Source organism: Thermostichus sp. MS-CIW-34, from assembly GCF_054060435.1.
Genome location: NZ_JBSSDE010000047.1, coordinates 1 through 22206 on the forward strand (window position 1 = coordinate 1; position 22206 = coordinate 22206).

At 58.6% G+C, this 22206-nt stretch carries 19 protein-coding genes and 3 pseudogenes; 9 read left to right on the forward strand and 13 right to left on the reverse strand.

Annotated elements, in window-relative coordinates; genetic code table 11:
* Positions 1 to 150: pseudogene (locus tag ACVWYY_RS12885) on the forward strand (photosystem II D2 protein (photosystem q(a) protein)); the annotation flags it as partial.
* A gap of 119 nt (positions 151 to 269) precedes the next feature.
* Here the strand turns inward: ACVWYY_RS12885 and ACVWYY_RS12890 are convergent.
* From ACVWYY_RS12890 to ACVWYY_RS12905, 4 genes are all read right to left on the reverse strand, one after another.
* Positions 270 to 833, reverse strand: a complete 564-nt coding sequence (locus ACVWYY_RS12890) for a shikimate kinase (protein ID WP_457440758.1) — start codon at positions 831 to 833, stop codon at positions 270 to 272.
* An 11-nt stretch (positions 834 to 844) separates the two neighbouring features.
* Entirely contained in the window at positions 845 to 1483 is a 639-nt protein-coding gene (locus ACVWYY_RS12895; RefSeq protein ID WP_414332173.1) for a riboflavin synthase, read from the reverse strand.
* A gap of 12 nt (positions 1484 to 1495) precedes the next feature.
* Positions 1496 to 3193, reverse strand: coding sequence for an ABC transporter ATP-binding protein (locus ACVWYY_RS12900; protein WP_414332172.1), 1698 nt, complete (start codon positions 3191 to 3193; stop codon positions 1496 to 1498).
* 604 nt (positions 3194 to 3797) lie between these two features.
* Positions 3798 to 5039 carry a response regulator gene (locus ACVWYY_RS12905; RefSeq protein ID WP_457403810.1) on the reverse strand — a complete coding sequence of 414 codons (1242 nt, stop codon included), beginning with the start codon at positions 5037 to 5039 and terminating at the stop codon, positions 3798 to 3800.
* Positions 5040 to 5160: 121 nt separating this feature from the next.
* Here ACVWYY_RS12905 and ACVWYY_RS12910 point away from each other — a divergent pair.
* A pseudogene (locus tag ACVWYY_RS12910) lies at positions 5161 to 5344 on the forward strand (hypothetical protein); the annotation flags it as partial.
* 206 nt (positions 5345 to 5550) lie between these two features.
* Here the strand turns inward: ACVWYY_RS12910 and rph are convergent.
* Both rph and ACVWYY_RS12920 read right to left on the reverse strand, forming a co-directional pair.
* Entirely contained in the window at positions 5551 to 6285 is a 735-nt protein-coding gene (gene rph / locus ACVWYY_RS12915; protein ID WP_011433341.1) for a ribonuclease PH, read from the reverse strand.
* Between the two features lie 627 nt (positions 6286 to 6912).
* Positions 6913 to 7665 carry a DUF561 domain-containing protein gene (locus ACVWYY_RS12920; RefSeq protein ID WP_011433343.1) on the reverse strand — a complete coding sequence of 251 codons (753 nt, stop codon included), beginning with the start codon at positions 7663 to 7665 and terminating at the stop codon, positions 6913 to 6915.
* 193 nt (positions 7666 to 7858) lie between these two features.
* On the opposite strand from ACVWYY_RS12920, the gene speB reads away from it, so the two are divergent.
* The 5 genes from speB (at position 7859) to proC (ending at position 12453) form a co-directional block, all read left to right on the forward strand.
* Positions 7859 to 8782 (forward strand): agmatinase, encoded by a 924-nt coding sequence (gene speB, locus ACVWYY_RS12925; protein WP_414413650.1) that lies wholly within the window; start codon positions 7859 to 7861, stop codon positions 8780 to 8782.
* Positions 8783 to 8854: 72 nt separating this feature from the next.
* Positions 8855 to 9703: a prohibitin family protein gene (locus tag ACVWYY_RS12930; RefSeq protein ID WP_011433345.1), complete on the forward strand. Its 849-nt coding sequence runs from the start codon at positions 8855 to 8857 to the stop codon at positions 9701 to 9703.
* 103 nt (positions 9704 to 9806) lie between these two features.
* Positions 9807 to 10490 carry a YggS family pyridoxal phosphate-dependent enzyme gene (locus ACVWYY_RS12935; protein WP_414374881.1) on the forward strand — a complete coding sequence of 228 codons (684 nt, stop codon included), beginning with the start codon at positions 9807 to 9809 and terminating at the stop codon, positions 10488 to 10490.
* A 578-nt stretch (positions 10491 to 11068) separates the two neighbouring features.
* Positions 11069 to 11644: a cell division protein SepF gene (locus ACVWYY_RS12940; protein WP_011433347.1), complete on the forward strand. Its 576-nt coding sequence runs from the start codon at positions 11069 to 11071 to the stop codon at positions 11642 to 11644.
* A 5-nt stretch (positions 11645 to 11649) separates the two neighbouring features.
* A complete protein-coding gene (gene proC / locus ACVWYY_RS12945) occupies positions 11650 to 12453 on the forward strand; it encodes a pyrroline-5-carboxylate reductase (RefSeq protein WP_457403811.1) in 804 nt (267 codons plus the stop codon).
* Here the strand turns inward: proC and ACVWYY_RS12950 are convergent.
* On the reverse strand, positions 12450 to 13667 hold the full coding sequence (locus ACVWYY_RS12950) for an NAD(P)/FAD-dependent oxidoreductase (protein ID WP_457403812.1): 1218 nt from the start codon (positions 13665 to 13667) through the stop codon (positions 12450 to 12452). The genes proC and ACVWYY_RS12950 overlap by 4 nt on opposite strands.
* A gap of 140 nt (positions 13668 to 13807) precedes the next feature.
* Positions 13808 to 14320 (reverse strand): Holliday junction resolvase RuvX, encoded by a 513-nt coding sequence (gene ruvX / locus ACVWYY_RS12955; protein WP_457395477.1) that lies wholly within the window; start codon positions 14318 to 14320, stop codon positions 13808 to 13810.
* A 94-nt stretch (positions 14321 to 14414) separates the two neighbouring features.
* Between ruvX and ahcY the strand changes: the two genes are divergently transcribed.
* A complete protein-coding gene (gene ahcY, locus ACVWYY_RS12960; RefSeq protein WP_414351063.1) occupies positions 14415 to 15695 on the forward strand; it encodes an adenosylhomocysteinase in 1281 nt (426 codons plus the stop codon).
* Between the two features lie 15 nt (positions 15696 to 15710).
* On the opposite strand, the gene ACVWYY_RS12965 is transcribed toward ahcY, so the two are convergent.
* A complete protein-coding gene (locus ACVWYY_RS12965) occupies positions 15711 to 16190 on the reverse strand; it encodes a hypothetical protein (protein ID WP_414374876.1) in 480 nt (159 codons plus the stop codon).
* Positions 16191 to 16291: 101 nt separating this feature from the next.
* The gene (locus tag ACVWYY_RS12970) at positions 16292 to 17494 is read right to left on the reverse strand and encodes an argininosuccinate synthase (RefSeq protein ID WP_457403813.1); all 1203 of its coding nucleotides are present in this window, start codon (positions 17492 to 17494) and stop codon (positions 16292 to 16294) included.
* 236 nt (positions 17495 to 17730) lie between these two features.
* Between ACVWYY_RS12970 and ACVWYY_RS12975 the strand changes: the two genes are divergently transcribed.
* Positions 17731 to 19563 (forward strand): FAD-dependent oxidoreductase, encoded by a 1833-nt coding sequence (locus tag ACVWYY_RS12975; RefSeq protein WP_457440760.1) that lies wholly within the window; start codon positions 17731 to 17733, stop codon positions 19561 to 19563.
* Positions 19564 to 19636: 73 nt separating this feature from the next.
* On the opposite strand, the gene secF is transcribed toward ACVWYY_RS12975, so the two are convergent.
* The 3 genes and pseudogenes from secF to ACVWYY_RS12990 all read right to left on the reverse strand — a co-directional run.
* Positions 19637 to 20638, reverse strand: coding sequence for a protein translocase subunit SecF (gene secF / locus ACVWYY_RS12980; protein ID WP_414331115.1), 1002 nt, complete (start codon positions 20636 to 20638; stop codon positions 19637 to 19639).
* Entirely contained in the window at positions 20635 to 21981 is a 1347-nt protein-coding gene (gene secD, locus ACVWYY_RS12985; RefSeq protein WP_457403814.1) for a protein translocase subunit SecD, read from the reverse strand. Before secD ends, secF begins: the two co-directional genes overlap by 4 nt.
* 78 nt (positions 21982 to 22059) lie before the next feature.
* Positions 22060 to 22206 (reverse strand): annotated as a pseudogene (locus ACVWYY_RS12990) (RNA-guided endonuclease TnpB family protein); the annotation flags it as partial.

Here is a 22206-nt window from a genome sequence, read left to right on the forward strand (position 1 = left end):
CGGGCAGCGGAAGACCCGGAGTTTGAGACGTTTTACACGAAGAACATTTTGCTGAACGAGGGGATTCGGGCGTGGATGGCGCCGCAGGACCAGCCCCATGAGCGCTTTGAGTTCCCTGAAGAAGTCCTCCCCCGCGGCAACGCGCTCTAAAGGAAGCCGTTCTGGTCTCGTCAGGGATCCGCTCCCGGCGAATCTTAAGTAATCCACTTGAGTATTGAAGAGTTCAGGGATCCCTCATGGGATCCCTTTTTGTGTTGGGCGCGAGGTGGCTAGGAGGGGATCCCGTCTCGCAAGCGGGCGCGAATGGCTTGCCAGATCTGTTCAACCAACTGGGGCGGGCTGGTTTCTGACCGGATGGGCACCCGCACATCGGCTTGGGCGTAGAACGGCTCTCGCTCTTGCATCAGCTTGTACAGGGCAGCTTGGGGGTCGGGGGTTTGCAGCAGAGGGCGTTGGCCGGGATCCCGCTTGAGCCGCTGCCAAATCAGCTCGGGGGTCGCATCCAGCCAAACGGTGAGGCCATGGTGCAAGTAGCTCCAATTTTTGGGGCGCAACACAATGCCGCCGCCTGTGGCGATCACCAACCGGGTGTAGCTGCTCAACTGGGCCAACACCTGCGTCTCCAGATCCCGGAAGTAGGCTTCCCCATGCTCGGCGAAGATCTGAGCGATGGAAGAACCCCCCACCTGCTCCACCAGACCATCGGTGTCGAAAAATTGAAAGCGCAACTGGGCTGCCAGCTCCGCTCCCACGGTGGATTTGCCGCTGCCCATCATCCCAATGAGATAAACATTTACGCCGCGCAGGCGCTCAACTTCCTCGGGGTGGATCATGGGAAAGGTACCTAGATATAGCCATGCTCGGCCAGAAACTCCAGAGAAACGCTGCTCTCGGGGGGCAGCAAGCCCAGCAATTTTTCCACATACTTGCCCAAAATATCCGCCTCTATGTTGACGGGATCCCCAACTTGGAGCTGAGAAAGGTTGGTCTCGCGGTAGGTTTGGGGGATTACAGCCACCTTGAACCAGCAGCCCCCTTGGCGCACCTCAGCAATGGTCAAGCTCACCCCATTCACCGCCACGCTGCCCTTGGGTACGATGTAACGCCCGATCTCTTCGGGAACCTTGAAGCTCAGCTCCCAGGCGTTGCCAGTGGCGGCTTGATCCCACAGTTGCCCCACCCCATCGATATGGCCGCTGACAAAATGCCCCCCTAACTTGTCTCCTACCCGCAGCGCCGGTTCCAGGTTGACTGTGCGCGGGCCGAGGGATCCCTGGCCCCAAGTCGAGCGCCGCAGGGTTTCCGGCGAAACATCGGCCAAAAATCCATCGGGCAGAATCTCCACCACCGTCAGGCAAAGGCCGTCCACCGCCACGCTATCTCCATAGGCCAACTGAGGTTGCAACCGGGGACAGGTAACCCGTAGCTGTGAAGAATTGATCAACTGGGCTGTGCCCAAACTTCGAACCAGACCCGTAAACATTGCTTTGGCTCCTTAGGTTTTGCCGGCTGCCTTTTTGGCTTTCTGTTTTTCTCGCTCTTTGGCTCGTTTTTCGGCAGCGATTCGCTCTTGTCGGGCTTTCTCTTTCTCTTCAGCGATCTTTTCTAGATAGTAGTGATAGTTGCCCTGGTAGGCGACCAACTCTCCGTTGCGAATCTCTACAATCTTGTTGGCCACTTTTGAGATAAAGTAGCGGTCGTGAGAAACAAGGATCACCGTGCCATCGTAATGCTGTAAAGCTTCTTCCAGCATCTCTTTGGCCGGGATATCTAAGTGGTTGGTGGGCTCATCCAAAATCAGTAGGTTGGCCGGCTGAAGTAGCATTTTCGCCAACGCCAAGCGGGCTTTTTCTCCCCCGCTCAAAGCCGCTACTTTCTTAAAAACGGCGTCGCCGCTGAACAAAAAGCGACCCAACAGCGTGCGCACTTCTTCGTTTTTCCAGTCGGGCACTTCGTCATGGATGGTGTCCAAGACGGTTTTGCTCAGATCCAAAGCCTCTGCTTGATTTTGCTCGAAGTAGGCAGGGATCACATTGTGTGCTCCCAATTTCACAGATCCCTCGGTAGGTTGCTCTAGGCCGGTGATAAGACGCAGCAGGGTGGATTTTCCTGCCCCATTGGGCCCCAGAAAGGCGACGCGATCCCCACGCTCGATCAACAGCTCCGCACCCAAAAACAAAATCTTATCTCCATAAATGTGCGTCAAATTCTCGATCTTCACCACCTCGCGACCACTGCGGGGAGCAGGGGGAAAGCGAAACTTGAGGGTACGCACGTCGCCAATGGGCGCTTCGACCCGCTCGATCTTTTCCAGTTGTTTTTCGCGGCTTTTGGCCTGAGTGCTGCGGGTGGCACTGGCCCGGAAGCGATCGATGAAGGTTTGTTGCCTTTCAATTTCCTTTTGCTGACGTTCGTAGGCAGCTTGTTGTGCCTCTCGCCGTTCAGCTTTTTGGAGTAGGTATTGAGAATAGTTACCCAAGTATGTCGTAGAAACTCCTCGCTCCGTCTCCACAATTTGGGTGCAAAGCCGATCCAAAAACTCTCGATCATGAGAAACAATCACCATGGGGATCGTCAAGCTCTTGAGGTAGTTTTCCAGCCACTCAATGGTCTCCAAGTCTAGGTGGTTGGTCGGCTCGTCTAGCAACATCAAATCGGGTTTTTGCAGCAGGATTTTCCCCAGGCTGATGCGCATCTGCCAGCCGCCGCTGAAGGCGCTCACCAACCGATCCCCGTCCTCCGGCTCAAACCCCATTTCCGGCAGGATTTTCTCAATACGCGCCTCCAGTTCATAGCCATGTAAACTCTCAAATTGGCGCTGTAGACGATCTAGACGGCGCAAAAGGGTTTCCAACGTGTCCGCGTCCGCCTGCTCCATCTGTTGGGTGATTTGGGCAATTTCTTGGTGAATGCGGTTTTCCTCTTGAAAGACTGTCCAGAACTCTTCTCGCACCGTTCGGGCGGGATCCACTCCAAATTCTTGGGTGAGATAGGCGATGCGCAGGTTGGCGGGGCGGATCACCTCGCCGCTGGTCGGTTCTTCTTGCCCGCAGATAATCTTGAGCTGGGTGGTCTTTCCGGCCCCGTTTACTCCCACTAGGCCGACGCGATCCCCAGGCTTAACTTCCCAGTTCACATCCTTGAGCACCTCACCGGTGGGATAGATTTTGCTAATGTGTTCCAGTCGCAGCATAATGCTCCTTGGGGATCGGGACCAATTGGAGAAGTGTGGCGTTTTCTTTACATTCTTTACTCGATTTTACGTATTCTTGGGATCCCTGTCCATGGATCCTGAGCAATTTCTGCTTGATTTCTCCCTCTCATTGATCTTGCCGGGATCCACGACAGCGTTTAATATTTCTGGTTTGCCTTCAGAAGTGCCTGCTGAACCCTGTTCGATCTTTTTTCATGTCTTCAGGGCTTGTTTGTCGGTACCCTTAGTATGGACTCTTTTGCCAGAAGCCTTGTGAGGCTTCTCTAAGGCTTAAACGACCTCTAATGCCAGCGGGGAAAAGCCAGTTCCTGAGAGAGATTGAAGTAGCCGGTCGTGATGACAATGAGGAAGGTTGATCGGATAAGTTTTCAGTGTATGGGATGCTTACTTCGTCTCTTGTTTCTGAAATCCCCGGCAACCTATTTTTCTCTTTTGGGCATGTCCTAATGAGCTATCAATCCATTGACATTAGCAGTCAGCCCAGACAAGTTATGGTCTCTTGAGTTGACTTCTTATCTAACATAAAACCTTTGTTGATTTTGACAGGAAAGCCAATGGCGACGGGGATCAACTCAGAAGGACACTACGCCTTGGCTTGATCCTCGAGGGAACGGGGGGATCCCTGAAACAGGGCAGGATGACCTGTTCTGCCTCCCTGAACCGACAGAGGATTTTGTCTGTGGGCAGGCGGCTGTTGGGCCAGAAGCCGCTTCACCTCTGCATTAAGCTGACTTTCGTTGAAGGGCTTGGTCAAGTAGGCGGTTGCCCCCGACCATTTGCCGCGGATGCGGGCCAGCAGACCATCGCGAGCGGTAACCATCAGGATGGGAAGGGACTTAAACTCTTCTAAGCTGCGCACAATGCGGCAAAGCTCTAGACCATCGATCCCCGGCATGGCGATATCCATCAACAACAGGTGGGGCCGATGCTGAAACAACAAAGGAAGCACCTCGGCGGGGTTGCCCGTTGTAATCACCTGATAGTTGGGCAAATACTGCCGTAGGATTTCCTGCATCACCACGCTGTCGTCTACCGCCAAGATGGTTATCGGGTTGTGGCGCTTGGTCTGCAGCAGCTCTTGGGGGGTTTGTAGGCTGACCAACCCTTTTTTCGCCCAGGATGCAAAGAGATTGGCCACCTCCAGCCGATCTCGACACAGCTTCTTGGCGATCACCTCCAGCGACTGGCCATCTTTGGTGAGGGCGTGGATCTTCTGTCGTTGCTCATCGGTGATGCGATAGCGGTTGACTCGCTCCCAATTGACCACCGGCACCGCCAGCATAGTTGGGATCGCCACCTTCAAATCTGCCCAGCGATCGTGGCGCCGGGCGGCTTCTTGCAGCAGCGGCTCCAACTCAAACCCGCCAATGGGGGCCTCTTGGGCGACCTGCTCCTGCACCTCAAAGTAACAGGTGCCTGCCCGTTCGAATAGGTAGCGGTCGAAATCGGTAAGCAGGTTGAGCCACAGGGCATCTTCCAGCTCCCCCGGCTTGAGCAGGCCCAATTGCGTGATGGCCTCCAGCAGCTCAGGTAAGGAATGGTCTTTCATCAAGCGCTCTTGCACCACCGAGATGGCCCGCTGTGGCCATTCCAAGTTGAGGCGAGGAATAAAGCGGGAGAGTCGTTTCAGCAGGATTTGCGTGTTGAGGGGTTGATCGGCAGAAAAAAGCAGCCTGCCGTGGTAGTAGGTCAACACCCAGGGTTCCGCACCCTCAGAGGGATCCAGTCCCTTGAGGTGAATGTGCAGATATCCAGTGGTAAACCGCCAACCTTGCTGCCTGAGCAGTGGCGCAAGTTCCTCCGAGCCGAACACAAAACGGGACATGCAGCGTTCTCCGGGCCAACTTCTTCAGGCCAAATGAGCAGCGATTCACCTCAGCCACACGCTCAAACCGTCGAAAGGAGAGCATGACTCTAGTCACTATACTGAAAATATGTATAATATGTTCAGTACGGATTACTACCAGTTGATCTTTCTGTTTACTTTTGAGTCTGCCAACATGGTAGCCAAAGCAAAGCAGAAAATTGGTAGTAAGACGACACGGAAACTGCGCTTTGGGTATTCTACTCAAAGCTTTGCGGGATACCGCCATTCTGGTTGGAAACAAACAGAATGCTATCGCTGCATAGTTGAACAGTGATGTTCAGCAGTGTTCAGCGTAAATGTATCAGCTTCAGAGAGCTCACTTATTTTAACAACTGGCTGATCTTAGCTTTCCCGGCCATTCCTTTACAGCAAGGGAATACCGCTTTGCCAACCAGGATATACACCCATGCAATCCCATATGCAGTGCCTTGAAGGATTACCATTGCAAGGCTAGGGTCCGGCTATGGCTCTATCTTTCTAAATTGAGAGCCTGCCGTTGGGCTTGGAGCAATTCTTGGATCCCGGCTTGGGCCATCTCCAACATTTGTAGCAGTTGCGGGCGACTGAAGCAGGCGGCTTCGGCAGTGCCCTGGATCTCGATGAAGGATCCCTGCTCGTTCATAACAATGTTCATGTCCACCTCGGCTTGGCTGTCTTCCTCATAGCACAGATCCACAAGTACCTCTCCCTGCACAATTCCTACTGAAAGGGCCGCCACCTGCTGCCGCAGCGGGGATCCCTGGGCCGGATCCAGCGCCCCCTGTTTGTACAGCCAAGTGATGGCGTCGTGCAGAGCCACATAGCCCCCTGTGATCGCGGCGGTGCGCGTTCCGCCATCGGCCTGCAGCACATCGGCATCGACGGTGATGGTACGGGATCCCAGCTTGCGAAAATCCAAGGCGGCGCGCAGACTTCGCCCGATGAGCCGTTGGATCTCGGCAGTGCGACCCGATAGTTTCAACATCTCCCGCGGCTGTCGTTGTTGCGTGGCTCCGGGCAACATGCGGTACTCAGCCGTCAGCCAGCCTTGGCCGGTGTTCTGCAAAAAAGGGGGAACTTCTTCGGCCACACTGGCGGTGCAAAGGACATGGGTATGGCCGAACTTGACCAACACCGAGCCAGGGGCATAGCGGGTAAAGTGGCGCTCAAAAGAAACCGGGCGCAATTGAGCAGCGGTGCGATTATCTGGGCGTTGCCAGCTCATGGGCAGTTCAAAGAGGGATCCCTCGCATTGTCAACCATGTCTGCCCAATGCGGCTCAGGACTTGGAATCTTTGCAGAACATGACTGGGGCGACGGCTGCGGACGGAATTGGTCTGGGAAGGCAAGGACGACAAGTGTAGCAACCGCCGCAAATTGGATATTGCCGGGTATGCCACCTGATACATTTACGCTGAACACTGCTGAACATCACTGTTCAACTATGCAGCGATAGCATTCTGTTTGTTTCCAAACAGAATGGCGGTATCCCGCAAAGCTTTGAGTAGAATACCCAAAGCGCAGTTTCCGTGTCGTCTTACTACCAATTTTCTGCTTTGCTTTGGCTACCATGTTGGCAGACTCGAAAGTAAACAGAAAGATCAACTGGTAGTAATCCGTACTGAACATATTATACATTATTTTCAGTATAGTTGAGCTTATTATTGACTAGAGTCATGCTCTACGCGGAAGAAAGTGAAGCACTTGTGAGCAGCAAAACTTCTAGCGGCTGATCTCAACCCTCAGCTGCCCTACTTACCTACTTATTCCCTGCTTGTCCAAGAAAATCTAAAAAAAATGCACCAGCGCACGCTGGCGCAAGAGAGTCAACTTTTACCGGTCAGACATCGACCTAGACAAGGGCAGGGATCCGAGATCCTCCCAAGGCCTCCACCAATGCCCGCACTTGAGCCACCATGGCCACTTCATCCTGGAGCCGGCTGACAGCTTTGCCCACCCCTACACCTGAAGCGCCGGCAGCAATGGCCAAGCGCACTGTTACCGTCGAGAGGCCGGAAGCGCAGATAACCGGTACCGAGACGACACGGCTAATTTCATAGGCGGCGGCCAGGGTGGGGGCAGCCTTCTCGATCAGGCCCAGGGATCCCCCGTGAACCGGCTCGGCACTGGTGCTGCCCTCGGTTTGGATGAGATCGGCTCCCAGATCCTCCAGTTTCTCGGCCAATTCTGCCTGTTGATTCAGAGGCAGAGTGTGGGGAACGGTTACCGACAAGAGCGTGCGGGGCAGAAGAGAGCGGGTTCGGCGGGTAAGGTCTAGGACTTCCGCTGCGGAGAAGATGCGGCCTGAAGGGTAGAAGCTGTCGTAATTGCCGATCTCGGCCATGTCTGCTCCTGCCTGTACGGCTGCGGCCAACTGCTGCGGCTCCACCGCCGACACACAGATGGGCAGATCGATCTGGGCGCGTACCCGCTGCACCAATTCGGGGCTGGCAGCGATATCCACCCAAGTGGCCCCTCCCTGTTGGGCGGCGCGGGTGATGCTCAGAACCGACTGCAGGTCGAAGTTTTGTAGACCGCTGATGATCTTGAGGGCCCGACGTTGGGCCAGAGCGTCGAAAAGAGCAGCGTGAGAGGCAGTGGTCATAGGCTCGTCAGCTTGTGGAAAGGCAGTCTAAGAGGAGTGAAAACAAATGGCTGCTAAAACTGGGCTTGGGGAAGCCTTTGCTCAGTCTAGAGGGTTTGCCTCAATCCCACAAGGGTCCCTCTTTACCCCATCATCCCAGTCCTTTTGGCTCACCACAATTCTTCAATAGATTCAATAGAATAGGGATCCCTTCTTGCAAGCCATCATGTATCGCTCTCCCTTCCCCTTCCTGGGCCTGCCTGAGCCGGATCCGGAGATGGCCCAAGCAATTCTCCTGCCCGTCCCCTACGAGGCCACCACCTCCTATGGCAAAGGCACCGCCAAAGGCCCTCAGGCGCTGTTGCAGGCTTCTGCCTATGTGGAGATCTACGACGAGGTACGGGATCGCCAGCCAGCTCTTCACCCCGACTTCTCGGAAGAGATCTCCCGCTACTGGACGGCCCCCCCGGTGGAGTTGGAAGGTCTGGGATCTTCCGCCCAGGAACTGGCTATGGCCGAAATCCAGCGTCGCGCTGCCGAGTGGGTGAGACCGGGGCGGTTCCTGCTTTCCATTGGTGGGGAGCACTCCATCAGCGGGCCCCTGATTGCTGCCCACCTGGCCCATTATCCGGAGCTGCACGTCCTGCAAATCGATGCCCACTGCGACCTGAGAGATAGCTACGAGGGATCCCGCTATTCCCATGCTTCTGCCATGGCCCGCGTGGTGGAGCAAGTGGGCAGCCGCCTCACCCAAGTGGGGATCCGCTCCATCTGCGCCGAAGACCGCCAGACCATTCGCGAGCGCCGTCTGCACACCTTTTTTGCCCACAGCTTGCACACCAAGCCAGCCCAGGAGTGGATCCCAGAGGTGATTGCCACCTTGGGCCCCCAGGTTTACCTGACGGTGGATGTGGATGGGCTGGATCCCGCTGTGGTGCCGGCCACCGGTACCCCCGAACCTGGCGGCTTGGGCTGGTGGGAGACGGTGGAGCTGATCCGGGCACTAGGACAGCAACGGCAAATCATCGGCGCCGATGTGGTCGAGCTGTCGGTCACGGGAGAACGGGAAACCGATCGCCGCAGCGCCTTCACGGTCGCCAAACTGGCCTATCAGATCTTGGCTGCGGCCTTGGGTTAAGCTCAAGAAGAGCTTGGCCGGCCATCCCCGGGGCACCTGTTCGAGTTCTTTAGGTTTTTGGGTAACACACCTGTGAAATCGGCCCACCCCCGTCGTCCTGCTTTTGAACTTCCCGCTTTGTCCTGGATTCCCTTGGTGGGTGGGGCATTGCTGCTGATCCTCTTGGCCACCTTGCTGCAGTGCTTGGTGGTGGTGCCTGCCGGCACACGGGCCGTGGTGTTCAACTCCCTGACGGGGCTGAAGCCGCAGCCGCTGGGAGAAGGGCTGCACCTCCTGCTGCCGCTGGTGGAAACGCCTATCTTCTACGACGTGCGCACCCAAACCTACACCATGGCCTCCCAACGCTCCGAAAACCAGGGGGATGATGCGTTGAAAGTGCTCAGCGCCGACGGCCAGCAGATCTCCCTCGATGTCTCGGTGCGCTTTCGCTTGGATCCCGACCAAGTGGCCCACCTGCACCAGACCATTGGCCCTTCCTACGTGGACAAAGTGATTCGCCCAGAGGTGCGGACGGTGGTGCGCAATGAACTGGCTTTGCACCGCGCCATCGCCGTTTTCTCGGAAGAACGCGAGCAGATCCAGGAAAATGTGGAGCGGCAGCTCTCCAGCATTTTTGCTGAGAATGACCTGATCTTGCAAAACGTGCTGCTGCGCAATGTCCGCTTCTCCGACCAATTCCAAACGGCCATCGAGCAAAAGCAAATTGCCGAGCAAGAGAAAGAGCGGGAACGCTTCCTCGTGGAAAAAGCAGAGCTGGAAAAACAACGATTGGTGATCCTGGCAGAAGGAGAAGCCCAAGCCATTCGCCTCCAGGGGGAAGCCCTGAAGCAAAACCCAGAAGTGGTGCAGTTGGACTACGCGCGCAAACTGGCGCCCGGCACCCGCGTGATCATCTCCCGACCGGATCCCTGGCAGCGGTAGCGGACAGCCCGTTGGCTCTGGGTTCTGCAAAAATCTATCCCAGAGCATTGTTGCCAATTGGAACGAGAATGGGGATAGCGATCCCCGGCCTGCTGACCTGACGATGCCCCTTGACGAGCAGCTCATCCACAGCCGCATTCAGGCCATCCGAGCCCAGATCCCAGACCATGTGGAGATCATGGCAGTGAGCAAAGGCTACAGTGCCGACCACATCCGCGCCGCCTATCGGGCTGGGATCCGCCACTTTGGGGAGAGTCGAGTGCAAGAGGCCGCCGTCAAACAAGGGCAACTGCAAGATCTGACCGATATCGTCTGGCACTTGATCGGGCATCTGCAGACCAACAAAGTCAAACCGGCCCTCAAGCAATTTGCCTGGATTGACAGCGTCGATAGCTTGCGCCTGGCCAAGCTGATCAACCAAAAGGCTTGGGAGCTGCACCTCACCCCCAAGCTTTGCCTGCAGGTTAAATTGGCTCCGGATCCCAATAAGTTCGGCTGGCTCATCCCCGATCTGTTGCAGAGCCTCCCCGAACTGAACCAACTGCTGCAAGTGCAAATTGTGGGCCTGATGACCATTTTGCCTTTGGGCTTGAGCTCAGAGGCGGCCCTAGACCTGTTTCGCAAGCTGGCCGAACTGGCCGATTACATCCAGCGCAGCGGCTATGAACATCTGCAGGTGCACACCCTCTCCATGGGCATGTCCGACGATTACCTCCTGGCGGTGGCAGCAGGCTCTAACTTGATCCGGCTGGGGCGCGCTTTGTTTGCCGACGCCGAGCAGGAATAGATGTGACCTCTGTGAAGCCGTTAAATTGTGATTAAATTTTGTGTAAAGCCGTGCAACTCCCCAGTCGCCCTGCGGGGCACCTTTGGGGCGAGAGTTCGGCTTGGATAATCAAAAGTGGGGGGATCCCGCCCAGGATTTGCCCTATTGGGGAAATTTTGGGGAAATTTGTAATCATTTGCGTTACTTCCGTTAACGTGGGCTCAATCCAGACGGGGAGCAGAGTTCAATCCTGCCAAACAACGGCTTGGCAAGTGAGATGACATCTTCACTTCTTCTGGGTAAACTCTAGTCGTCGAATCAATGGGGTTTTGTTAACCTACGTTAGCCCCCACCTGCTTCGGCAGCTTCCTGAGCAAACCCTGTCTCAGCCTATTGAAAGACTTTGACCGAGAATAAAAGGACGCCCCCTAGCTTGAGTGAGCCACTCAGGATCCAATCAGGAGCCTGAATCCTACGCTCGCCGTAAACCCATGACCTGTAGTGAGGATGTGCATATGAATGTCAATGGAATCTGGAGCAGGGTAAGAGATTTTGTGGGTCTGAATGATCCCGTGGACGGCCTGGAGGAGTACTCTGAAATGGAAGGGCAGGATGATTACCAACTGCTCTACGAGGGACGCCGTTCCCAACCGGCTGCTCCCCCCGAAGAGGAGGAAGTGAGTACCCTTCCGCGAGGGCGGCGGCAACGGGGAGTGGAAGCGGGGGAGGGCTCTGCCGGTCGAGAAGAGTCGCGGGGCCATCGGCGCAGTCAACATCGGGATCGCTCAGCAGGGGGCAGTATGGGGAGCAACGTGATTGGATTACCGGGCGTAAACCCACCCACCAGTGAAGTGGTGGTGATGGAGCCGCGCAGCTTCGATGAGATGGCTCAGGTTATCCAGTACCTACGGGAGCGCAAGACGGTGATCATGAACTTGACCCTAATGGATCCCGCTGAGGCGCAGCGCTCTGTGGATTTCGTTGCCGGCGGCACCTACGCCATCGATGGCCACCAAGAGCGCATCGGAGAGAACATTTTTTTGTTCACCCCCAGCACGGTGATGGTTTCCACCCCCAGTAGCCAAGTGGTGCAGCCGCTGCAGCGCCCTTTGCAAAGCCCTACCCCCCTCTGGCCCAGCACCTATGAGCATCTGCAGGCAGTAGGTCAGCACTAGTTGCTATGGAGCGGCCACTGCTAAGTGTTATCGGGGGTGGAGCCATGGGATCCGCCCTGCTGCGGCGTTGGGTAGCTGTGGGAGTTTATCCCGCAGCGCAGGTGGCCTTGCGGGAGCCTGATCTGGATAAGGCTGTGGCCCTGCAGCAGGAGCTGGGTATCCGATTGTTGGCGGATCCATCCCAGGCGGGAGAGTCTGAGATTCTGTTTCTGGCCGTTAAACCGCAGCTCTTCCCGGCAGTGGTGGCTGAGATGGGCCGGCTGTCCGCCACAGAGCTGGTGATCTCGATTATGGCCGGGATCCCCTTGCAGCAGTTGCAGCAGGCTTTTCCCAAACAAAAGGTGGTGCGCACGATGCCCAACACGCCGGCGCTGGTGGGGGCGGGCATAACGGCCATCAGCTACGGGCCAGGGGTGACGCCTATGCAGGTGGAGCAGGTGGAGAAGCTGTTTCGCGCGGTGGGCGAGGTGGTGACGGTGGCCGAAAGCCAGATGGATGCGGTGACGGCACTTTCGGGTTCCGGGCCGGGGTATCTGGCGGTGATTCTGGAAGGGCTGATCGACGGAGGGGTACAGGTGGGGCTGCCGCGTCCCATTGCTACCCAGTTGGCCCTGCAGACCTTGGCGGGTACTGCTGCCCTCTTGCAGCAAGAAAATCTGCACCCTGCCGTTCTCAAAGACCGGGTCACCAGTCCAGGGGGGACGACCATTGCCGGGATCCAAGCCTTGGAGCAGGCGGGGGTGCGGGGAGCCCTGATGCAGGCAGTGCGAGCGGCCTACGAGCGCTCTTGCCAGTTACAGGGATCCTAGCGGGCCAGCAGCCCTTGCCACAGGGGGCGGGTGATCCAATTCCATCCCACCTTGAGCTGGTGTTCCAGGGTGGGCAGGCGCACCAAATAGGCAGTTCGCCGGGCCAAATAGCCCAGGGGGCCGGTCAGGGTGAGGCCGCCAAGGGCAGAAAGCACCGCCGTATCCACCCCCAGGCTGAGCATTTCCCCCAGAGAAAAGTAGCGAAAGGGCAAGAGAGGCCGCTCCTGGGTGAGCAAAGCCCACAGGTTCCAGGCGCAATAACCGGCCTGTTGAAAAGCCGCTTGGGCTGTGGCCGGCACCGGCTTGCCCTCCGCATCCACCACCGCTGCTGCATCTCCCAAGGCAAAGATCTCTGGGAAGGTGGGGGTTTGTAGGGTGGACAAAACCTGTAGCCGTCCCCGCTCCGTTTTGGGCAGATCCAAATTGGCAATCACCGCTGCCGGTCGGGTTCCGACAGTCCACAGCACAGCATCCACAAGATCTGTGGCGATCTCCTGGCTCTCCAGCCGTTGCAGCTGCAGACGGAAGGGAGGGGCGCCGTTCTCGTTAAGGGCCTCGATGCCCAAGACCTTGGTTTGCAACTCCACCTGCACCCGCCGTTGGGCCAGCGCCTCTTGGGCCGCCTCCCGGCTGGAGGGAGCAAAGCCGGACAAGATTTGGGATCCCAACTCGATGAGGCGGATCCGTCCCCGCCAGCCCAGCCGATCCGCCAATTTGCAGGCCAATTCCACGCCACTAGCCCCTGCTCCTGCAATGGCCAGAGCCACAGGCTGAGCCGGATCCCGGTCTTCCAACGCCTTCAGGTGGGCGCGCAGCCGCTGAGCATCTGCCAGGGTGCGAAAGGGAAAAGCAAACTCCGCCGCTCCCGGAACGCTCTCCAGAGGGGTTTCTCCCCCCAGCGCCAGCACCAGCGCGTCATACTCCAAGCTCTGCCCATCTTTCAGCTCCACTCGGCGGGCTTGAGGGTCAATGGCCTGGACAGATCCGCGGCGAAACTGCACCGATCCCGGGGGCAGCAGATCTTGAAAACGGGGGGCCACCTCCCAGTCTTCCATTTCTCCGGTGAGCAGCTCATAAAGCAGGGGGGCAAAGACGAACCGCTCCTGCCGATCGACCAAGGTGATCTGGGGTGGTTCTGGCCAGGGTTGCCGGCTCAGTTCCAAAGCTGTGTACAACCCGCCAAAGCCGCCCCCAAGAATGCAAATGCTATTCATGCTCGGATGGTTCACGTGACGTTATCAGACGTTATCAAAGTTGCGCGAAAGGCCCCGACTGAACAATCACACCCTGCTGATGCAGAAGGGGCAACGAGGGATGGCCCACCTTGGGCTTGAATTGATTTAAACTTTCCCGGCTAGACTTCTCCAGCGTAGTCTTTGTTGCCCCAGCTTTGCCAAGCCGGCACTTCTGACAGGGAAGCCCGTCGCTCGTCCAGCCAAGTTTGGAGAATTACCGCCGCCGACTGCTGATCGATTAAGCCCTTCTGGGCTTTGGCCGGGATCCCCGCCTCGCGCAGGTCCCACTCCGCCTGCACGGTGCTCAGGTATTCATTGACGGTAACAATGGGAAGATCCACGGCCACCTGCAAAGCGCGCACAAACCGCTGGACTTTGCGGGCCTGGGATCCCACCGACCCATCCGCCAGAAGGGGGATCCCCACCACCACCACGGTGGCCTGGCGGCGGCGGATCCACTCCTGCACTTGGGCAATGTCCTCTGAGAGGGAACGGCGCTGGATCACCCCCAGGCCAGTAGCCAGCAGCCCCAGCCGGTCGGAGCCGGCCACGCCAATGCGGCGGTTGCCTACATCCAGCCCCAGCGCTGAAAGGGGATCCCTTGTGGCAGAATAGTTCAGGCTTATCGACATCCTTGCTGATCTTTATGGCTGCCTGGCCCCCTTTGGGGCTTGCAGTTTCCGTTCCTCTATCCTCTCTCGATGACCCTGTTTGGAGCAACACTCGATGACCAGCGCTACCCTGTCTCTCCCGAAGCATGAAGTGAAAGATCTGAACCTCGCCCCCCTGGGCAAGCAACGGATCCAGTGGGCGGCGCGGGAGATGCCGGTGCTGGCCCAGATCCGGGAGCGCTTTGCTCAAGAAAAGCCCTTTGCCGGGCTGCGCTTGGTGGCCTGCTGCCACATTACGACCGAAACGGCCAACCTGGCCCTGGCTCTACAAGCAGGGGGGGCGGATAGCGTTCTCATTGCCAGCAATCCCCTCTCCACCCAGGACGATGTGGCCGCCAGCCTGGTGGCGGACCATGGCATTTCGGTGTTTGCCCTCAAAGGAGAAGATGTGGCCACCTACCGCCGCCATGTCCAGATTGCCCTAGATCACCGCCCCAACCTGATTATCGACGATGGCGGAGATGTGACGGCGGAGCTGGTGCAGCACCGTCAGGAGCAACTGTCGGAGCTCATCGGCACCACGGAAGAGACCACCACTGGCCTGGTGCGCCTTAGGGCCATGCTCAAGGCGGGGGTGCTCAGCTTCCCGGTGATGACCGTCAACGACGCCGAGACCAAACACCTGTTCGACAACCGCTACGGCACCGGCCAATCCACCCTGGACGGGATCCTGCGCTGTACCAACATCCTTCTGGCCGGGAAGACGGTGGTGGTGGCTGGCTACGGCTGGTGCGCCAAGGGAGTGGCCATGCGGGCCCGCGGCATGGGATCCCAGGTGATTGTCACGGAAGTCAACCCGGTGCGGGCTCTGGAGGCGGTGATGGACGGCTTCCGGGTGATGCCGATGGAAGAAGCCGCTGCTCTGGGGGACATCTTCATCACCGTCACCGGCAACAAGCACGTGATTCGCGGCGAGCACTTCGACCGCATGAAGGATGGGGCGATGGTCTGCAACGCCGGCCACTTTGACATTGAAATCGACCTGGTGGCGCTGCAGGAGCGGTCCGTCTCCCGACAGACGGTGCGCCCCTTTGTGGAAGAATACCGTCTGCAGTCGGGCAAGTCAGTGGTGGTGCTGGGGGAAGGCCGCCTGATTAACTTGGCTGCTGCCGAAGGGCACCCTGCCAGCGTTATGGACATGAGCTTTGCCAACCAGGCCCTGGCCTGCGAATACCTGGTGAAAAACCGGGGCCGCTTGGCCCCAGGGCTTCACCCCATTCCTCTCGAGGTGGACGAGGCCATCGCCCGCCTCAAGCTCAAGGCCATGGGGATCCAAATCGACAGCCTCACCCCCGAGCAGATCGAGTACGGCAACACCTGGACTGCCGGGACTTGAGGGTGGGTGCTGGCGCTACGAACCTGAGATACATCCTAAAACCTGTCGCACCTGGGCCAACTCGTCAGCAGGGAGGCGAGCTTTCAACTCCTTCTCCCAGCGATCCAGCCAGTTGCACAGTACCTCCGGCAGACAAACCTTTTGGTTATAGAGCTCACACACTACCCAAAGGCTGCCGTGGACGACAACGCCGCTCTCCGCGCAAGCTCTGCGCAACCGGCCATCGTTGGAGAGGAGCGTAGAGCTGCTGGTACGGCAGTAGTGAAGACACAATGCGTCAGCTATCGACAACCCACTTTTCTTCAGAACCATTGCCTCTGGAAGCCACGTTTCCTGCACCTGGACAACCTGCACGCCCAAAGCAAGAACCTGGGACTTGCAAGGGTCATCGACTTCTGCCAGTACCACGTCAAGCACCTCCAGACTTGCCAGTCTTGCCAAGGATTCCAGCCCCCCAACCTTGGCGAAGTCAATGAGGATGTTGGCTTCAGGCATAGCTGCCCCTCTCATTGTCTCCGCCGAGGCGCGTTTGGGTAACTCCAACAGGTTGTCCAGAGATCCATCCAATGGAATGAGAGTGGGATCACCACTTCAGCCTAGCCCCGGTGCACCTGGGCCCAGACACGGGTGGGCAGGCTCCAGATGTAGATAAAGCCTTCGGCGGCGCGGTGGTCGAATTGATCCCCTTCCCCGTAGGTGGCCAGCTCTGGGTTGTAAAGAGAGTAGGGAGAGCGACGGCCCACACAGACCGCCTGGCCCTTGTGCAACCGCATCCGCACGACACCGGTGACGCTTTTCTGGGTGGCGCGGATAAAGGCGTCCAGAGCCTCCCGCAGCGGCGAGTACCAAAGGCCGTTGTAGATCAACTGGCTGTAGGTGGTCTCGATGCCGTACTTGTAATGGATGACATCGCGGGTGAGGGTGAGGCTTTCCAGCTCGCGGTGGGCTTGGATCAAGACCATTAGAGCAGGGCACTCGTAGATCTCCCGCGACTTGATCCCCACCAGGCGGTTTTCAATCATGTCGATGCGGCCCACCCCATGCAGGCCAGCTAAGGAGTTGAGCTGCTCGAAGAGGGCTTTGGGACTGAGGCGCTGCCCATCCACCCCGACAGGGATCCCTTGCTCGAACTCAATCTCCACGTAGGCGGGCTCGTCGGGTGTCTGGGAAATAGGCCGGGTGAGGGCATACACTTCCTCCGGCGGCTCCCGGTCGGCATCTTCTAGGATGCCGGCTTCAGCGCTGCGGCCCAAAATGTTGAGGTCGATGCTGTAGGGGCTGGACTTCTGCACGGGCATGGGGATCCCGTAGCGCTCCCCATAGGCAATGGTCTCCTCGCGGGTCATCCCCCACTCGCGGGCAGGGGCCAACACTTTGAGCTGGGGATTTAAAGCAGCAATAGCCAGATCAAAGCGCACCTGGTCGTTGCCTTTGCCGGTGCAGCCGTGGGCCACCGCATCGGCGCCCACCTCTTCCGCCACTTCCACCAGCAGCTTGGCAATCAGGGGTCGGGCCAGGGCCGTGGAAAGGGGGTAGCGCTGCTCGTAGAGGGCGTTGGCCTGGATGGCCGGGAAGGCATAGTCGGTAATGAGGGCCTGGACAGCCTCCCGCACCAGAGATTGCTCTGCCCCCGCCCTGAGGGCTTTGGCCTGAATGGCCTCCAGCTCCGCCCCCTGCCCCAAGTCGACTGCCAGGGCCACCACCGATTCCACCCCCCACTCGTGCTTGAGATAGGGAATGCAGACGGAAGTATCCACCCCGCCTGAATAGGCCAATACCACCTTCTTTGCCCGTCCCATGGGATCCCGCCGTTGCCGTTAAAAAGTTGCTAGCCCATTATGCCCTGTGGCAGGGATCCTGGCTGGCCTCAATGTCGGTTTCCTCAGCTATTCTCAAGGGGATTTCTCCTGCCGGGGAAAGGCCGGGGGTGTGAGTGAGCATGGCTGGCAAAAAGACGGCTGCGGCGTGCCGGGGATCTGAGCCCAAGCGAACTGTGGGGCTGGGGATCCTGTCGCTGCTGAGCTTTGTGGCCGGGATGGGGTTTGCCGCCCTCTCCCAGCCAGAGGTGGGATCCCCTGTTGCCGTCTCCGAGCCGGAGGTGCCCCGTTTTACCGCCCACGGTTGGCCCTTGTTGGATCCCTTGCCGCAGCCGGACGAGATTTGGGAGTGCGAGCTGGTGGTGGTGGGCGGATCCCTGGGAGGGGTGGCAGCGGCAGGCCATGCCATGCGAGGGGGGGTGCAGACCTGTCTCATCGAGCTCACCCCTTGGCTGGGGGGTCAGATTACCTCCCAGGGGGTATCGGCCATTGATGAATCGCTGCCGATGCGGCAACGGGGCAATTTTTCCCGCCACTGGCTGGAGTTCAAGGCCTTGATCGAAAGCCAGCCGGTGCATCTGCCGGCCTGGACAGGGATCCCGCCGGGAACCCGCGTATCCGAGATCAACAGCTGCTGGGTGGGAGGGCTGTGTTTTCCGCCCCAGGCCGGGCTGCAGGCGGTGGAAACCTGGCTGCAACAGGCAGCCCAAAATGCCCCCAACAGCCGCTGGGCTACCCAAACGGCTTTTAAGGGGGCCACCTTCAGCGCCGATGGATCCCGGATTGAAAGCATTTACGCTGTGCAGCGGCAGCCGCGGGATCCCGATTTTGTGCCGCCGGGACGGCTGTGGCGGGAGCTGGTGAGCTGGTATGGCTGGCAGGAGACGGAAGTTTTTGCCAAACGGGTGTTGAGGCTGCAGGCACCACCAGGCCGCAACCTGTTTGTTGTCGATGCCACCGATACCGGCGAGCTGGTGGGCTGGGCCGGGATCCCCTATCGGCTGGGTTCGGAAGGGCGAGACGTGACCGGAGAGCCCAATGCCGCCCCCGCCAGCAACCCGGAGTGCACTCAAGCCTTTACCTTTCCCTTCGTGCTGGCCATCCACGACGATGGCGGTCGCTCCCGCGCCGAGCTGGTCCAGCTGCAGCCGGGCTATTCCCGCGCCGAACACCGCCGCGAGTTCGACATGGAGGGTTTCCCCACCTTCAGCGGCCAGAGCTTTTTCAATTACCGCCGCATCGTCAGCAAGGGCCGCCGGGATCCCTTCTACAGCACGCCTGTTCCAGGCGACCTGACGCTGGTGAACTGGAACCGCGGCAACGACTGGGGGATCATGAACCCGCCCCTGATCCTGACGGAAGAGCGGCTAGTGGCCTCAGGGCAGCGCCACAACTGGCTGGGGGGCCTGGATGTCTCGGCCATCAAAGATGGAGAAAACCACGCCCTGCTGTTTGCCGAGTGGCTGATGGAAACTCAATCCCGCTCTGGCTATCCCCTGTCCTTGGTGTTTGCCGAAGAGTCCTTGCTGGGCACCCGCTCCGGCCTCAGCCTCTACCCATACATCCGGGAAGGTCGACGCATTCTGGGGCGATCTGCCTACGGCCAAGCGGAGTTCCTGATGTTGGAGCAGGATATTCGCGTCGGCACCACTGGGGGACGGGACTTCAGACCTACCGTGGTGGGGGTTACCCACTACGCCATCGATATCCACGGCTGTCGCTACCGCAACTGGGAGCCCTCTCTTTCGGCCAGCTCCGCGCCAGTCAACGAGTTTTCCGTCCGTCCCATTCTCATTCCCTTGGAAGCCCTGATCCCGCAGAAGGTGGATAACCTGCTCATCGGCGGCAAAGGGATCGCCGTCAGCCACATTGTCAACGCCGCCACCCGCGTGCATTACGGTGAATGGACCATCGGCTCGGCAGCAGGGCTGACCGTGGCTTGGCTGCACAGCCAGGATCCCAGCTTGATCCCAGCTCAGATCGTACCGCAAGGCAAAATAGCCGATTTACAGCGCTACCTGATCTCCCATGGGCAAAGACTGCAATGGTGAACCCAGAGGACACCGTCTCAGCGCGAACGACAGATCCCCACCCAATCGACCCAATTTTTCCGATATCGGGGCCCTAGCCCTCAGAGGGAAGGGAATCGGGATCCCTGCCTGCGCGGGCATCTTCGCTACTTTTGCCATAGCGCTGCTGCCGCCACCACACCAACAGGGGGCTGGCGATAAAAATGCTGGAATACACCCCCAAAGTAAAGCCAATGAGCAGGGCAATGGCAAACCCCTTCAAGGTAGCTCCCCCGAAAATGGCGATGGCAACTAGGGGCAGCATCGTCGTCAGGGTGGTGTTCAGGGAGCGGGCAAAGGTCTGGTTCAGAGATAGGTTTACCACCTCGGCCAGGCTGACCTTGCGGCTCACCAGACGCAGATTCTCGCGGATGCGGTCGTAGATGACCACGGTGTCGTTGACGGAAAAGCCGATGATGGTCAGCAGCGCCACCACAAACAGGCTGTCCGCCTCCATACCCACCGTCAGGCCCAAAAGGGCAAATAGCCCTATCGTCAACACTACATCGTGCAGCAGCGCCACAATGGCAAACACCGCGTAATCCCACTGGAAGCGCAGGGCCAGGTACAGCACGATGAGCCCGAAAGAGATGAGCACCGCCACGATGCCGGAACGCAAGAGCAAACGCCCCACCGTCGGGCCAACCGTCTCGACCAGATTGCGCTGGAAGGGGGCAACCTCCTGCCGCAGGGTGGCTTCCACGGCCAGCCGCTCTTGCTCAGTCAAGGGGGGCATGCGGATCAGGGCTTCCTGGCCCGTTTGGGTGTCCAGCTGGATGATGCTGGTGCCCAGGTTGTGTTCCTGCAGCGCCCGTCGCAGCTCCTCGGTGGTGACAGGCCGCTCAAAGCTCAGATCCAGCAAGGTGCCGCCGGAAAAATCCAACCCCAGCCGCAGGGGAGTTCCCAGAGAAGCCAGGGAAAAGGCCATGCTGACCAGCCCCACCAGCAGCACCGCCAAGGACAAGCTGAACCACAGCTTGCTCCGTCCAACAATGTCGAAGCGATAGTCGAGCAACCGAGAGGCGGGATCTACGGGGGATAGCTCTTGAGCCGTCATGATTGGGCCGCCTCCATCCGAACGCCGTAAAACTCAGGTTTGCGCAAGCTGGGGATCCCCATTGCCGCCAAGAGCAGGCTACGGGTGCAGGTGATGGCCGTAAAGAAGCTCACCAGAATGCCAATGCCCAGGGTTACCGCAAACCCTTTCACCAGTCCCATCCCCAGCCAGAAAAGCACGCCACAGACCAAAAGGGTAGTCACATTGCTGTCCAGGATGCTGCTGAAGGCGCGGTTAAACCCTTCCGAAATGGACTTGTAGATGGATTTGCCGGCCCGCAACTCTTCTTTGATGCGCTCGAAGATCAGCACATTGGCATCCACCGCCATGCCGATGCTGAGGATAAAGCCGGCGATCCCCGGCAGAGTCATGGTTACCCCCAGCAGTTGGAAGAGAGCAAAGGTACAGAGGGCGTAGATAAGCAGAGCAATGTCCGCAATCAGCCCTGGCAGGCGATAGTAGGCCACCATAAAGAGGAAAACCAGCACCAGGCCCCCGATCCCGGCATAGAGGCTGCGGCGCACGCTCACTTCCCCCAAAGTGGCCCCGACGGTGCGATTTTCGATCACCTGAATGGGAACCGGCAGCGCCCCTGCCTTGAGCTTGACCGCCAAGTCAGTGGCGGTTTCCACCGTAAAATTGCCCGTGATCACCGCCGTCCCGCCGGTGATGCCGGTGCGGGCAAACTCCGGCCCCACGATCGGGGCACTGATCAACACGTCGTCCAGAAAAATGCCCAATGGACGTTCTGTTCCGGCCAGATCTCGGGTGAGCTGAGTAAACTTTTCTGCCCCCTCCGGCTTGAACTCCAGCAGCACCTCCCAACTCTGGGATCCGCGGCGAGGGGCTTGGGGATAGGCATTGCGCAGCAGATCCCCGGTGAGGCCGACCCGCTCAAACAGAGTATCCGGATCCTCCCCCGCTGTTATCTCTCCCCGCTCGTTGCGGGGCAGCGCGCCGACGGGAACCAAGCCCTTGCGAAACTCCAGTTGGGCTGTATCTCCAAGGAGAGCAATGGCCCGATCCGGATCCGCCACCCCCGGCAACTGCACGAACAGGCGGTCTTGGCCGCTGATCTGCACCAGAGGCTCAGCCACCCCCAGCCCGTTGATCCGCTGCTGGATGACGGCCTCTACCCCCTGCATCACTTCGGGGGTGATTTCAGGCACCTCCTCGGTGGGCACAGCTTGTAGCGTGAGCTGGGTTCCTCCCTTGAGGTCAAGGCCAAGGCGAACCTCCCGGCTGAAGCCCAAGTAAACGAGGGCAACCACCACGGCCAAGATGAAGATCAGCCCTCGCAAAAAGGAGAGCCGACTGAGCCACGACGCTGAGGATCTAGCCATACTGCTGAGAAGGTGAGGAACACGGTCGCACTCGATCTGAGGCTCTTAGGATTTTGGCACTTTGTAAACTACCCGACCCTACACCGCCTTAGCAGTGTAGCGCGGGCTTTCAGTAGCCCTGAGCCTGTTATGCTCTACCAGAGAACAAAACAAGCCCGAACCTCTAGGCTGGTTTACGACAGCCCCCAAAAGCGCAATCACATTCGCACCATTCAAATCCGCATC

Bases quoted from the DNA above. Each gene is read 5' to 3' on its own strand.
- ahcY (WP_414351063.1), top strand. From the start codon at position 14,415: ATGACCAGCGCTACCCTGTCTCTCCCGAAGCATGAAGTGAAAGATCTG.
- ACVWYY_RS12950 (WP_457403812.1), bottom strand. From the start codon at position 13,667: ATGAATAGCATTTGCATTCTTGGGGGCGGCTTTGGCGGGTTGTACACA.
- secF (WP_414331115.1), bottom strand. From the start codon at position 20,638: ATGACGGCTCAAGAGCTATCCCCCGTAGATCCCGCCTCTCGGTTGCTC.
- secD (WP_457403814.1), bottom strand. From the start codon at position 21,981: ATGGCTAGATCCTCAGCGTCGTGGCTCAGTCGGCTCTCCTTTTTGCGA.
- ACVWYY_RS12975 (WP_457440760.1), top strand. From the start codon at position 17,731: ATGGGGTTTGCCGCCCTCTCCCAGCCAGAGGTGGGATCCCCTGTTGCC.
- ACVWYY_RS12940 (WP_011433347.1), top strand. From the start codon at position 11,069: ATGGAAGGGCAGGATGATTACCAACTGCTCTACGAGGGACGCCGTTCC.
- ACVWYY_RS12935 (WP_414374881.1), top strand. From the start codon at position 9,807: ATGCCCCTTGACGAGCAGCTCATCCACAGCCGCATTCAGGCCATCCGA.
- ACVWYY_RS12890 (WP_457440758.1), bottom strand. From the start codon at position 833: ATGATCCACCCCGAGGAAGTTGAGCGCCTGCGCGGCGTAAATGTTTAT.
- ACVWYY_RS12920 (WP_011433343.1), bottom strand. From the start codon at position 7,665: ATGACCACTGCCTCTCACGCTGCTCTTTTCGACGCTCTGGCCCAACGT.
- ruvX (WP_457395477.1), bottom strand. From the start codon at position 14,320: ATGTCGATAAGCCTGAACTATTCTGCCACAAGGGATCCCCTTTCAGCG.
- ACVWYY_RS12895 (WP_414332173.1), bottom strand. From the start codon at position 1,483: ATGTTTACGGGTCTGGTTCGAAGTTTGGGCACAGCCCAGTTGATCAAT.
- ACVWYY_RS12965 (WP_414374876.1), bottom strand. From the start codon at position 16,190: ATGCCTGAAGCCAACATCCTCATTGACTTCGCCAAGGTTGGGGGGCTG.
- rph (WP_011433341.1), bottom strand. From the start codon at position 6,285: ATGAGCTGGCAACGCCCAGATAATCGCACCGCTGCTCAATTGCGCCCG.
- proC (WP_457403811.1), top strand. From the start codon at position 11,650: ATGGAGCGGCCACTGCTAAGTGTTATCGGGGGTGGAGCCATGGGATCC.
- ACVWYY_RS12905 (WP_457403810.1), bottom strand. From the start codon at position 5,039: ATGTCCCGTTTTGTGTTCGGCTCGGAGGAACTTGCGCCACTGCTCAGG.
- ACVWYY_RS12970 (WP_457403813.1), bottom strand. From the start codon at position 17,494: ATGGGACGGGCAAAGAAGGTGGTATTGGCCTATTCAGGCGGGGTGGAT.
- ACVWYY_RS12900 (WP_414332172.1), bottom strand. From the start codon at position 3,193: ATGCTGCGACTGGAACACATTAGCAAAATCTATCCCACCGGTGAGGTG.